Raw genomic sequence first — 13398 nt, forward strand, 5'->3', positions numbered from 1 at the left:
TATAGGGGTCATTATGTTTATTTCAGTGGATCTTTGAGAGCTGCGTCGATATATTGATTGTCCGTTATTGTTTTAATAACAACCTGATTCCGAATATTCTTCACTTTATATTGGAAATCCGCTGTTTGCTGCATTTCTTCTACAATGTTTTCATTAACTGACGTGTTAATCATGCGGGAACGTTCGAATGTCCCACTGATTACACTGGCAGGAACATTACGTTCAGCTGCATATCTGTCGATCGCTTCGGTTTCATGCTCGCTTTCCCACTTCAATGCTTTATTAACTACCTTCAAGTACAGAGTAACAAGCTCTGGATGTTCCTCTGCAAAACCAGTTCCCGCAATCGTAAATGAAGGCGACAATACACCAAGCTGCTCTCCGTCGGACAGCACTTTTCCTTTTCCCGTTAAGGTATTGAGTGTAATGTAAGGGTCCCATGTCGCCCAGGCATCCACACTGCCGGTTTCAAACGCAGACTGTGTCTCATCTGGCTGTAACTGAATGATTTCAAAATCTTTATCCGTTAAACCGGATTTCTCCAAACCACGGTATAAAAAGTTGTAAGCATTGCTTCCTTTTGTAACGGCAATCTTTTTGCCTTTCAGGTCACTAAGTGACTGAGCGGTACTACCAGCAGGTACAATAATTGCAACGTTATTTTTTCCGTCCAGAACTTGCGATACGATTTTGAAAGGAATATTTGCGGCTTGTGCTGCGATAATTGGCATGTTCCCCAGGCTGGCAATATCCAGCTTATTGGATGCAATTGCCTCTGTCATGGGCGGTCCGCTCTGAAACTCGATCCATTCCACTTTGGCACCTGTTTTTTCAAATTCTTGTTCAAACCATTTTTCTTCGCGTGCTTTACCGAATAAGCCACCGCTGCCCTGAATCCCAATTTTCACGGTTACATTTTGGCCCGTACCTGAACCACTTGCATTTTCATTTGAAGTTTTGGATGCACAAGCCATTGTCAATAAAGACAACGCGAGCACCATAACTAGAACCAGATGAGATTTTTTCATATAATCACTCTCCCTTTAATATGCTGTACATCCTTATTCGTCTATGGATTACGCTATATACCGCCGCCTACGTCATATAAAGGCTCATCTACCTTTTCGAACTCATTTAATACCAGTCTGCGCATCTCCTGAAACGCACTACCTGATCTTTTTCGGGGAAAAGGCAAGTCAATCGAAAGAATACTTCGAATATGGCCTGGACGCGGATTCATAATGACGACTCGTTCCCCCAGGAAGACGGCTTCATCGAGATCATGGGTTACAAACAGCATGGTTGTTCCATTACGTTGCCAAATATCAAGCAGCACTTCCTGCAAATGAGAGCGAGTAAATGCATCGAGTGCTCCGAACGGCTCATCGAGCAGCAATACATCCGGATTACGCAGCAATGCTCTGGCAATGGAGACGCGCTGAGCCATACCACCCGATAATTCGCGAGGATATGATTTTTCAAATCCTTTTAAACGGACCAGCTCAATCAGGTCCTCCACCTTTTTGCGCACATTCGGATCTCTAAGAGAGAGATTAGATGCAATGTTTTTCTCCACCGTTAACCATGGGAATAGCCGGGGCTCCTGAAAAATAAATCCTTTCTCTATGCTGGGGCCTGTAATAGGTTTACCGTTGAGCAAAACGGTTCCCGTATACTGCATATCTAAGCCAGCCACAATTTTAAGCAAAGTGCTTTTACCACATCCGCTCGGACCAATGATGGTTACTAATTCACCTTTTCGAACGTTGAGCTGAATGTTGTTTAATGCAATGATTTCGCCAACAGGGGCGACAAACGTTTTGTTCAGATCGCTGATCATAAGCATATCCCCAGACATTAAAGACACCCTTTCGCATTTAATCAATAATACTTACTTGTTTACTTGTATTTGATTCAAAAAAAAGAGATTTACCCATTCCCACAGCGTATAAAGCGGTGCAGTGTAAATCTCAATGTGACCAAATCAACAAAGTGAATTTCGGTTCGTTTTGTTATACGATATATTATCAATACCATTTCTTACCTGTCAAACATTTTTTTATTTATGTAACTTAAATCATTGTTTTTCTTAAACAGATCGCTTGTTGAACCCTCTTTCTCTGGTATCATAAAAAGACGAACGATTTTCTCCGGGTCAATATCTACTTGTATTTCATAACCTGGAGCGAGCTGCAAGGTCAGACCTTGAATCAGACTTACAAAATAAAACGCAAGTTGCCGAGCATCTCCTTGTATGATGCCTCCGGCGTTCTGTCCTTGGCGAAAGATCTCTGCCAAAGGTTCCAGATTGTCGGTAAATCTCTGGGTTGCAGCTTGTTTTATTTCGGTGCTGACGGCCTGATTCGTTCGTATACTTTGCAACATGATGGTGAAGGCCCAATTACTCTCGTTTGATAACCAGCCTTTACCAATCTCAAATAGTTTTTCACGAGGGTCTATATCCAGGTCTGCTAGCAGTGCAATGGTCCTTCCATACATTGTTTGTCCTCGAAGCAGAACCTCACTGAAAATTTCATCCTTCGATGTAAAGTAAGTATAAATATTGCCGACGCTAAGTTTTGCTTCCTTGGCAATATCTTTAATATTGGTTGAATCAATTCCACGTTTGGCCATGGTTTGTAATGCTGAATCCAAGATGTGCTCGATGCGTTCCTTTCTCATTTGTTGGTCCTTTAGTATGTTTCTGGGTGACATTTGAATCCTCCTCCGCTTTATTACCAGTTATTGATCCATGAATATTAATTTCACGCCCAGTTACCGTGACGAAACACAGGTTCCAAATCACCATCTGCAAGTTCTCCATCAATATCCATATTAGCCGATCCAATCATAAAGTCGACATGAATTAGGCTTGAGTTCACACCGTTTGCCGCCTTTTCCGCTTCAGTCATCTCGTTCCCTCCCTCAAGACAGAAGGAATACGCATTACCGATCGCAAGATGGTTGGATGCATTTTCGTCAAAGAGAGAGTTATAAAAAACAAGCCCTGATTCCGAAATCGGGGAATGATGAGGTACCAGCGCAATCTCGCCCAGATACGCCGCGCCTTCATCGACGCTAATTAGTTTAATTAGCACCTCAAGCCCTTGCGCTGCTTGAATATTAATAATTTTCCCGTTTTCAAATGTCAAGGAGAAATCATCGATTAAATATCCTTCATAACTTAACGGCTTAGTACTGCGAACCGTGCCGTTCACGCCCTGCTTTAACGGAACAGTCCATACTTCTTCTGACGGAATGTTTGCCAAAAATGAAGCACCCTTTTCGTTGATGTTATCCGCATCACTAACCCAGATATGTTTAGGCGACAATTCTATCCGCAGATCGGTACCAGGACCACGGTATCGCAGTGCTCGATACTTTTTACGATTAAGTTGATTCGTCTTGTTTCTAAGCAGCTCAAGATGCGTCTTCCATGCCTCAACGGGATCGTCCGAATTAATCCTCGTAACGTCAAAAATAGCTTCCCACATCGTATCGATCAAATGCTCCTCGACAACATCAGGAAACACCTTGGCTGCCCAAGCCATTGAGGGAACCGTAACTATAGACCAACTGACCTTGTTGGACATGCCGTAGCTGCGAAATTTGGCTAATGCCTTACCTTTGGATGCATTCGAATTCATGATTCGCTGTGGATCTATTCCATGTAGAAGATCGGGATTGGGTGCAGTGATCGTCAGGAAAGCAGCATTATTTTCGGCAAAAGTTTCCCATCCGGCTGCCCGGAACGCAGGATATTCGTGGAACACCGAATCCGGTGCAAGTTCATACTTCAAACGCGTAATCTCATCGTCGCTCCACTCGATATAAACATCGTAAGCGCCTGCCCCATAAGCATGTTTCACAACTAGTCGAACAAACGCCGCAGCCGCTATCGGCGCGGTTATGACAAGTATTTGTCCCCTCTGAATATGTACACCAATGTTGATCACAAGTGCTGCGTAACGCTGTAATTTTTCATGAAAATCCAATAGCATTCTCCTCCCCTACTAAAATTAATATCGCTGGTTCAATTGTTACTCTTCATACGTCCATTATATCTTGTAATTGGAACTCTATGAAAATTTTGCTATACTAACTTATGCTAGATTTCATTTAGATGAGATGCAATTCTACTATATTTGATGAGTTGGAGGAAAGCAAAAAACATGTTACATACACGAATAGGAAAGACTGCTGCTGCCACTATTCTTGCCATATCCTTGCTCGGAACCACTGCAAACCTTAATGATGCCTATGCCGCACCGGTCATTTCGGTCTTGCTGGATGATGTTCCTCTGAAATTCGATGCAGACCCTCGGATTGATAAAGGCGTTACCTATGTCCCGTTCCGTACCGTTGGCGAAGCCCTGGGAATTAATATTACCTGGAACAGCAAGGTACAAACCGTAAAAGCGATTGGAAAAGTAAAAGGTCAGGCGACGGAAGTTCTGCTTCAAGTGGGAAGCACTACAGCAACCGTCAACGGAGAAAAAGTGAAGCTCGCAGCGCCACCGGTTCAGCGAGAAGGTCGTGTGCTTATTCCACTCAGTTCTTTCAGTAATCAGTTCGGTGTTGGTGTAGGCTGGAACCAGTCCTCTCGCACCGTTTCTCTTGTTTCACCTCAACGCGAAATGCATTTAAGAGCTTTCTATGCGCTGCAATCCTATAAGGAAATCGATTTGGTGTCTTCGATGAACTCTGTCTCTTTTGGCTGGAGTCGCATTGATCGCGAAGGACAATTTACGCTTCAGGGTGATGAGTACCGCCTCCCAGCTTCTGCCGGGGACGTTACACCTCAATCCATCGTTGCCGATGCAGCGAATCAGAGTATTAAACCGTATCTTATGGTGTATGCTTTGGATGGTAATGGAGAATTGACCAAGGTGCTGAGTGATAGCAGCATGCGCCAGAAATCCATTGAGGGGATAACTGCTGCCATAGCTGAGAATGGTTTTGGAGGCGTTGTTCTTGATTTTGAAGGACTGGGTTTTAAACTGGACGCTGTAGAGCAACAGAAACTGCTGAACAATTACGTCAAGCAGCTGAAGGATTCTTTGCCTAAAGATATCGCTCTATCCTTGGCGGTCCCTCCATTAAATAGTGCGTATAAAGGCTATGATTACAAAACGCTCGCTTCGTTGGCAGACGACATCATCATTATGGCTTACCAATATAATCCCGTCGGCACCAAATCGCAGGTTCCCGAGCCGAACAGCCTTGTGGATCAGGCCATCCAGCTTGCGCTGGATGCTGGCGTCTCCAAGCAAAAACTTTTGCTCGGTATCAGCTTAAATAGTGAAACTTCATCTTCCATAGATGATAAACTGGGTCTTGCCAAGCGATATGATCTTAAGGGAGCTGCCTTCTGGCGCCTTGGATTATTCCGTACTTACAATAATCAGATGGAAGGCGCTGTCAATGCCTCTGTTATAAAAGAGTAAAGGATTTCTGATATTCTTGACTCCATCGGCTTCCACACACCAAAAAAACGAACCGAAATCTCTGGATGCTGACAAGAGATTTCGGTTCATTTGTTATAGATGATATCTATGCGTTCAATGAGGAAGGCTCATTTCTGTGGGTTGCGCTGAGTACCAGATCTTTTTGATAAGCAAGTACCTGATCCCAGTCCCCGTGAAAAATCGGTATCCGATAGTATCCAACTCTTTCATAAAGGGCCGCCGCCTCCGGCTGCTTGGGGCCAGTCTGCAGTTTCAAATTGGTGTAGCCAAATTCGAGCGCAAGACGTTCCGCTTCGGCCAGAATAGCCTGGGCCACACCCTTGCGACGGAAATCAGAACGTGTATACATACGCTTGACCTCCACGGATGTGTCATCAAGGGGCCTGATGGCTCCGCAACCTACCGGATATCCATCCAAACGCGCTACAATAAAGGCTGCTCGCGGTGTCTCCACATCGGATGGCTGAAATCCCGCCGTCCCATCGCCGCCATATAACAACCCTAGTTCTTGGCTTAGCTCCTTGATTAATAGTTCCGAATCCTCGCTTCGTATATCTTCGGCAGCTGCAAGCACAATTGACGACATTGCGTAAAACCCCTTTCCCTCATTGGATTTATTGGATTTTGTGATTTATATAAATTATCACGAACAGGTCCTGAGCGTCAATTCCCCCATCGATTGAATATTTCAATAAGCAAATTGAAGAATAGATTCACAGCAAAAAAGCCGCCAGATTGGCGACTTTCCCGAAACTCCATAAATACGATTGTACAGATGCACTTCATTTCAGGCCTCTTCTTACCCTTCAACCACATCGGCTCGCAAATCCGTTGCAACCTCAACCATTTGCGGAACGACAGCTTCATTGACAATGGCAACATAAAGATCTCCCATATACAGGCGAAATGGAATCTGTTGGTTCTCATACGTCCACATGAAGAAATCCCCATCGATAGACATGACGCTCTCTGGCCCCTGAACGGTAAGAACAGGTGAGTACATAAAGTCCGGTTTGGATGCAAAATACTGTTTGCATTCTTCCAAGGAAATGGATTTCTCTTCGTTATTTTCTTGCATGGATCGAGTGATTCGAAAACGTTGATTCATGAAATATGCCTCCAATTAGAATTTGTGCAGAACCTGTCCCAGAATTTCAATGCCCTTCACAATTTGCTCATCGGAAGGTGTTGAGAAATTAAGTCTGATTGCATTGCAGGGTTCGTTCTCATCAACGAGAAAAGCAGTGCCCGGAACAACAGCTACGCCTTCCGCAGCGGCTGTTTTGGCATAATCCAGCATTGGGATATGAGCCGGCAGATCACACCAGAGGAACAGCCCTCCATCCGGTTGAGTAAAGGTAATGGACTCACCCATATGCTCCTGCAACTTGTCAATCATCAAGGCAGACTTCCTGCGGTAAATCGCACGGATACTGCTGATATGCTCTGCATAGTTATACTCAGTCATGAACTTGTGTGCCAGAATCTGCGGCAGCATGGCTGTATGTACGTCCTCTCCCTGTTTGGCAACAACCATCTTCTGCACAACCTCGGAAGGAGCCAGAACATAACCAACACGCAGGCCAGCGGACAGAATCTTGGAGAAGGAGCCTACGTAAATAACCAGACCTTCATCATCCATCGACTTAATCGTCGCTACATCTTCTCCGCTAAACCGAAGTTCTCCGTATGGGTTATCTTCCAGGATCATGACTCCATACTTCTTGGCAAGGTCGTAAATTGCCTTGCGTTTCTCCAGGCTGGTCGTAAAACCTGTAGGGTTTTGGAAACTCGGAATGACATAGATCAGTTTTACATTCTGCTCGGTTTGCAGGGCATGCTCCAGCTTCCCGATATCCATACCGTCCGTCTCCATTGGAACGCCGACCAGGTTTGCTCCTGAAGCACGGAAAGAGTTCAGTGAACCTATAAAGCTTGGGCTCTCACAAATAATCGTATCCCCTTCATTACAGAATACTTTACAAGCGAGTTCAATTCCTTGCTGTGCTCCAGATACGATGAACAGTTCATCCGACGCTTTGCCTGTGTCAAAGCCTGTCTTCAGATGTGTAGTCAATGTATCCCGCAGCGGGGCATAACCTTCGGTAATTCCGTATTGCAGTGCTGTTACCGGATCCTGTTCCAGAATCGATTGGGTGAATGTGCGAATTGCCTCAATAGGGAAAGTCTCCGGAGCGGGATTTCCCGCAGAGAACGGAATTACATTTTGACCCGAAGAAGCCTTCAGAATCTCACGAATGATGGATGGCTGCAATGCAGCAATCCGGTTGGAAAATGAATAGTTCATCTTAAAATAATGCCTCCCGAATTCAAATCAGACTCTTGTCTCTATAGCTACAATTAGATTCTATTATACGAGTATTTGGCAGATTTCTAAACGGTCTCGTCAAAATTGGCAGAGAAACAACAAAAAGAGGCTGACATAAGCCGCCCCATACACCTACGGATTTTACATTATGGATGTCACTTTGCTGCCATCTATGATCGATGGACAAGATTGATTTCCGATAACCGTGTTGCCTTCACCAGATAAGTCGCCAGACCAGGGACCATGCGGGCCAAACCAGGATAGAACTTGTTCGTTTTGGCAAAAGCCAGCTTCTGAATCCGTCGTGCACGCCGGAGCAGTCGGGCGAATTCAAGATTGGCTTCCTTCGAATACCCTAACTGCCACTGCGTAAAGCTGATCTTTCTTTGAAGATACCTGTCAGTCCATTCAGCACACAACAGTGAGGAACGAAGCGCAATAGACATTCCGTCACCACACAGAGGTGGTATCATTAGCATGGCATCCCCAATATGAGGATAATGGGACCACGGATCAGGAACATTGGATAGATGGAGTGGTGCAATCGAGACTTGTGTTCCTGGAACTGAGCTTCCCTCGGCTAGCCTCGCTGCCAATCTTTCGTTGGTCAAGGAAGCAGACTGCAAAATATCTTCTATAGACTTGCCGCTTCCCCGCACCGAATCAAGGGTCAGCAATGCAGCTACATTTGCGATACCATCCTCAATCGGCGAAATCCCGACATACCCTCCCTCGCAAAAATACAACTCTACCCTTAGGGGGATGGTGATCCCCCGATAGTGTGATTTGATACCAACATATGCTGTTTTATCCCGCAGCTCTGCTGGCGAGGTCATCCCCCTCAGCTTCTTCGAGCCATGGGCTCCGATAACGGTTTTTGCGCTATAATGAATCCGCTCATTTCCTTTTTGGGCTTCGACTTCATAACTATAATCATCTAACTGCTGAATGTTGGTTATCGTTGCCTTTGTAACGATCTCAACGCCTGCGGCTGTGGCCTGCTCGTGTAAAATCCGATCCAGCTCATATCTGCTAATGCCATAGGCCAATCCAGGCAAAGGTGCCACGATCTCCCCGCCCTGAGGCATAATGATCTTGGCATGATCCAGGGTACTCGGCTTTATCTTTTGTTCACTAAGGTTGATCCCCAAATAATCCAGCATCTCCGTTGTCTCAGGCGACATAAATTCACCGCATGTTTTGTGACGTGGAAATTCTTGCCGATCCAGCAGCAGTGTCCGATGTCCTTGCCTGGCAAGTTGCAACGCGCAGGTACTGCCCGCAATTCCCGCTCCGATGACTATGGCATCCATTGGTGTAGACACGTAAGAACACCCGCCTTTCATTGTCCATTTAAGATAACTGCCTATTGATGTAATGATGCTATGATAACGTCCCTTGTTGGGGTATCACGACGGAATAGCGGAACAGAGGCTTCCATTCATAGGTCAAGGTGTCATGGTTCAACTGCTGTTTCAAGTCCCGCCAATCTCTTCCCGTGAAGCCTTTTGCAACAGACAACGGTCCATCATGACGAATATACCGATTGCGTGAGATCATTCGAGTGGTTACCCAGACAGCCGCATAGGATACAGGATGCCGATGGATATCGTTAATGACAACGCCATATTTGGAGGCACGGAGCATATGGGAGACCATCTCAACGAGCTGCTTTCCTTCAAAATGATGGACAAATTGCGAGCCAGTCACGATGTCTGCTGAGGCATCCGGTAATTCCCTGACATCGGCACGTCGCACATTGATTCTCGGTTCATTCCGGAAAAGGTTTCTCGCTTCCTCACATGCCTCCTCTGTCAGATCTACCAGAGTAATCTCAAGCTTAACTCCTTTCTGGTCCGCCCAGCGCAATAACTTCTGGTTTACATCACCTGAACCTGCTCCCACATCAAGAAGGGTCAGCGTAGTTGGACTGCCAATCGCTTTCCATAACTTCTCCACCCCTGCACGGGTTGGACCGGGGGCAGCGAATATTTTGTTGAGGCGTCTCAAATGTTTGAGGGCTTCGCTCAACTCTTCTCCCCCCATGGAGAAATCGTCCATCAACTCGTCTTCCCTTGCCCGTACGGATAGTGTTCTAAAGAAGGACATGATCCCGCTCCTTTACAGCTATATATTGTGAGTGAGTTTATCCAATTAACAATTATGCCCTTAACCAAGCCTTATAATCGTAAGCACTGCGATATGCTATTTTACGAAGACTTCCCCCATCTCAGAATGCTTAGTTTCATTACACTCTAAAATGAATAAATTTGATGCTGCATCGCCAGATAAAAACATAAAGAAGCCGCCAATTTAGGCGACTTCTATTTGTATATGTGATGAACCTGTTATTGATGACCAACAATTCGGTGAGGCACATAGGGTTCTTCTAACGATGCTATTTCTTCAGGTGTTAGCTTAATCGAAAGAGCGGCTACGCCATCCTCCAGATGCGATATTTTGGTAGCGCCAATGATGGGAGCTGTGACCGGTTCCTTTTGCAGTAACCAGGCAAGTGCGATTTGTACACGAGCAACCCCTTGCTTCTCGGCAATCGCGGCAACCTGATCAATGATCAATCGGTCGGTATCTGCAGTTGCATCATATTTTTGCTTTGCAATCTGATCGGTTTCGGAACGATGTGTTTTTTCCTGAGGGTCTCTTGTCAATCGGCCTCCCGCAAGCGGACTATACGGAATCACACCGATTTTCTCAGCTTTACAGAGCGGAAGCATCTCTCTTTCTTCCTCACGATAGATAAGATTGTAATGATCCTGCATGGATACAAAGCGGGTCCACCCATTTTGCTCGGCTACATGTAACGCTTTCAAAAATTGCCAGGCATACATCGCAGAAGCGCCTATGTATCTTACCTTTCCTGCTTTGACCACATCATGTAAGGCTTCCATCGTTTCTTCAATGGGTGTAGTGTAATCCCAGCGATGAATCTGATACAAATCCACATAATCTGTTTCCAGCCGCTTCAGGCTTTTATCTATCTCACTCATAATGGCCTTACGGGAAAGTCCGGCACCATTTGGGCCTTGGTGCATACGACCATTAATTTTCGTTGCAAGCACAATTTCATCTCGATTGGCATAGTCACGTAAGGTGCGCCCAATCACTTCCTCGCTGGTTCCGGCTGAATATACATTCGCTGTATCAAAAAAATTGATGCCTAGATCCAACGCCTTTTTAATAACGGGACGACTGTTCTCTTCATTAATAACCCATTGATGGCCTCCAGGAACGGCTGTACCAAACCCCATACAGCCCAAGCACAGACGGGACACATCCAGACCTGTATTGCCAAGCTTCACATAATCCATTTGCGTATTCCTCGCTTTCGGATGGTTTTTGCTACCTTTGCAAATAGCTCTGATGCCTGAATATGATACACACGGAAGAATAAGTAGTCTTGAGTATAGTATTAAGCATGAGAAATAATCTCGCAATTCCCAAATGGCTATAAAACGTGCATTAGTAAACAACACGATGGGAAATGTTCATTATTTGGTAAGCAAGAAGATGAATAATGAACATTTCCCTTTTGTGTATGTCACTTAAGGTTACTTAGCTTACATGTTTTTTTACAGGGTCAAATAAACGAATTCTCAGCAAAATGGATAGCAGACTTAGTATCAGGAACAATACACCTCCAAGTACAATGTACTGTGTGCCAATCCCCGAAATGAACAGCCCGCCTACAGCAGTTCCTAGCGTTATTCCCAAATTACCGCATGACAGGAACAAACCATTGGAGAAATCGGGCGCTTCTGGAGCGGCAGAGGCAATCCAATACTGACCAATCAAATTGCTTATGGCATAGCATACTCCCCATAAAATCACCGTTAAAATCATAGGTCCAGTGGATGTGCCCGTCCAAAAAGATAACAGATATACGATCCCCAATACCACGGGAAACAGGATGACGGTTTTTCGCGTGTTTTTAGAAAGCAATCTGCCTCCCACCACATTTCCCACTAGACTTGCCAAACCATATATAAATAACACGATACTCAATGTTTTTCCTGAAATATGAGTGATAGAGCCCAAATACTCTGCGATGTAACTGTTCACACTTGCCGTTGCGGAAGCCATAAGAATCACGGCAGCAATGGCTAGCCAGGTCATGCCTCTTTTTAAGATGCCCAATTGTGTTCCATACGAAAGCTTTTCCTTAACAGGCATAGAAGGGATAAATATCCATGTACCCACAAACGCCACTGCGTTTACAATCGCAAAGAATAACATCGCCACCTCTACGGATGTTCCATTCGCAATATAGTTGGTGATCGGTACACCAAGTACCATTCCTGCGGTAACTCCAAACATTACTTTAGAGACCGCTTTGGGAGCTTCTTCCCTGCTTACAGAGGTCGAAGCTACGGTCAAAGCCAATGAACAATAAATAGGATGGAAAAAGCCAGGGATGATGCGAGCCACGAGGGCAACGGTGAACGTTGGTGCAATGATGGAAATAATATTACATGCTACAAAAATACCGAGCACGAGCAACATTACCGTTTTGCGGTTGATACCGGAGAATAATAACGGCATTGTAGGACCGGAGATCGCAACAGCGAGTGCAAAGAGACTCACGAGCAATCCAGCTTTGGAAACACTGACATGAAAATAATCAGCTATTTGAGGCAATATGCCAATGACTCCCATTTCGGTAGTCAGGATGCCGAAAACACCAACAATTAAAATATACATCAATACATGATTTGATCTGACCACGTGCAAAACTCCTTCACTATTTCTGATTCATTCTTTTAACTTACGAATGGCGTATAAATAAAATAAATACACAAGAATGTATTTTTGCGCTTGTGTGTATTATTATAGAAGCACAGGTAATCTACAATGACTAATTGATGAGGATTTGTGCATTAGTGCACAGATCATGAAAATCTGGATACAAACATGGAAAGTCAGGTGCACGAATTGACCAAAGTAGACCGAAGAATACTCAAATCTCAAGATGCCATTAAAAAAGCGATGATTGAACTTATGTCTCAAAAGCATTTTGACCAAATTACAATTCAGGATATTTCCGACACAGCGAACGTTAGCCGTAGAACCATCTATCTTCACTACATGGATAAGTATGATTTACTGGATAAGCTCATCGAGGAACACATGAACGAACTACAAGTATTGTGTGAACCGGAATCTGAAATGAGCACTACAGATGGGGGAATGAGCTGGTTTGAATACTTTGAAACCAACTATTTATTCTTCTCAGCTATGTTAACAAGTAAAGGAGCACCCTTCTTTCGCAGCCGTTTTCTCCAATTTGTCATCGAGGACATAAAGAAAGGATGGGACATGATTGATGGGAAAAATCGCGGGATAAGTGAAGATATTTTGCTTCAATTTTTTGCGCCAGCTTATGTGGGAATCGTGGAATGGTGGTTTATAAACAAAATGCCCTATCCACCTCATGTCATGGAAGAGCAAGTGAATAAGATATTGGAACTGAATCTTTCATAAATAACACGTTATGCTTAACCTTGCTGATATTATAAAAAAAGTCGCCACCAGGGCGACTCCATAACGGTAAAGCATTTTCCTCTCTTATGGCAGGGTGAACAG

13 protein-coding genes are annotated in these 13398 nt (G+C 44.6%); 2 read left to right on the forward strand and 11 right to left on the reverse strand.

Features of this window, described 5'->3' with window-relative positions; all coding sequences use genetic code 11:
• Positions 1-17: 17 nt before the first annotated feature.
• The 4 genes from DC345_RS21550 to DC345_RS21565 form a co-directional block, all read right to left on the reverse strand.
• Positions 18-1028 (reverse strand): aliphatic sulfonate ABC transporter substrate-binding protein, encoded by a 1011-nt coding sequence (locus DC345_RS21550; RefSeq protein WP_113054846.1) that lies wholly within the window; start codon positions 1026-1028, stop codon positions 18-20.
• Positions 1029-1081: 53 nt separating this feature from the next.
• A complete protein-coding gene (locus DC345_RS21555) occupies positions 1082-1858 on the reverse strand; it encodes an ABC transporter ATP-binding protein (protein ID WP_113054847.1) in 777 nt (258 codons plus the stop codon).
• Between the two features lie 182 nt (positions 1859-2040).
• On the reverse strand, positions 2041-2715 hold the full coding sequence (locus DC345_RS21560; RefSeq protein WP_113054848.1) for a TetR/AcrR family transcriptional regulator: 675 nt from the start codon (positions 2713-2715) through the stop codon (positions 2041-2043).
• 50 nt (positions 2716-2765) lie between these two features.
• On the reverse strand, positions 2766-3995 hold the full coding sequence (locus DC345_RS21565; RefSeq protein ID WP_397333706.1) for an aminopeptidase: 1230 nt from the start codon (positions 3993-3995) through the stop codon (positions 2766-2768).
• A 177-nt stretch (positions 3996-4172) separates the two neighbouring features.
• Between DC345_RS21565 and DC345_RS21570 the strand changes: the two genes are divergently transcribed.
• Positions 4173-5447 (forward strand): stalk domain-containing protein, encoded by a 1275-nt coding sequence (locus DC345_RS21570; protein WP_113054850.1) that lies wholly within the window; start codon positions 4173-4175, stop codon positions 5445-5447.
• A gap of 106 nt (positions 5448-5553) precedes the next feature.
• Here the strand turns inward: DC345_RS21570 and DC345_RS21575 are convergent, their stop codons facing one another.
• The 7 genes from DC345_RS21575 to DC345_RS21605 form a co-directional block, all read right to left on the reverse strand.
• Positions 5554-6054, reverse strand: a complete 501-nt coding sequence (locus DC345_RS21575; protein ID WP_113054851.1) for a GNAT family N-acetyltransferase — start codon at positions 6052-6054, stop codon at positions 5554-5556.
• 213 nt (positions 6055-6267) lie between these two features.
• Positions 6268-6576: a hypothetical protein gene (locus DC345_RS21580; RefSeq protein ID WP_113054852.1), complete on the reverse strand. Its 309-nt coding sequence runs from the start codon at positions 6574-6576 to the stop codon at positions 6268-6270.
• A gap of 15 nt (positions 6577-6591) precedes the next feature.
• The gene (locus DC345_RS21585; protein ID WP_076288472.1) at positions 6592-7776 is read right to left on the reverse strand and encodes an aminotransferase-like domain-containing protein; all 1185 of its coding nucleotides are present in this window, start codon (positions 7774-7776) and stop codon (positions 6592-6594) included.
• Between the two features lie 191 nt (positions 7777-7967).
• Entirely contained in the window at positions 7968-9122 is a 1155-nt protein-coding gene (locus DC345_RS21590) for an NAD(P)/FAD-dependent oxidoreductase (protein WP_258530751.1), read from the reverse strand.
• Positions 9123-9180: 58 nt separating this feature from the next.
• Complete coding sequence (locus tag DC345_RS21595; protein ID WP_113054853.1) at positions 9181-9906, reverse strand: SAM-dependent methyltransferase; 726 nt, start codon at positions 9904-9906, stop codon at positions 9181-9183.
• 239 nt (positions 9907-10145) lie between these two features.
• The gene (locus DC345_RS21600) at positions 10146-11126 is read right to left on the reverse strand and encodes an aldo/keto reductase (RefSeq protein ID WP_113054854.1); all 981 of its coding nucleotides are present in this window, start codon (positions 11124-11126) and stop codon (positions 10146-10148) included.
• Positions 11127-11370: 244 nt separating this feature from the next.
• Positions 11371-12540, reverse strand: a complete 1170-nt coding sequence (locus DC345_RS21605) for an MFS transporter (RefSeq protein WP_113054855.1) — start codon at positions 12538-12540, stop codon at positions 11371-11373.
• Positions 12541-12747: 207 nt separating this feature from the next.
• Between DC345_RS21605 and DC345_RS21610 the strand changes: the two genes are divergently transcribed.
• Positions 12748-13296: a TetR/AcrR family transcriptional regulator gene (locus DC345_RS21610; RefSeq protein WP_113054999.1), complete on the forward strand. Its 549-nt coding sequence runs from the start codon at positions 12748-12750 to the stop codon at positions 13294-13296.
• Positions 13297-13398 lie beyond the last annotated feature (102 nt).

The organism is Paenibacillus taichungensis (genome assembly GCF_003287275.1).
GTDB lineage: Bacteria > Bacillota > Bacilli > Paenibacillales > Paenibacillaceae > Paenibacillus > Paenibacillus taichungensis_A.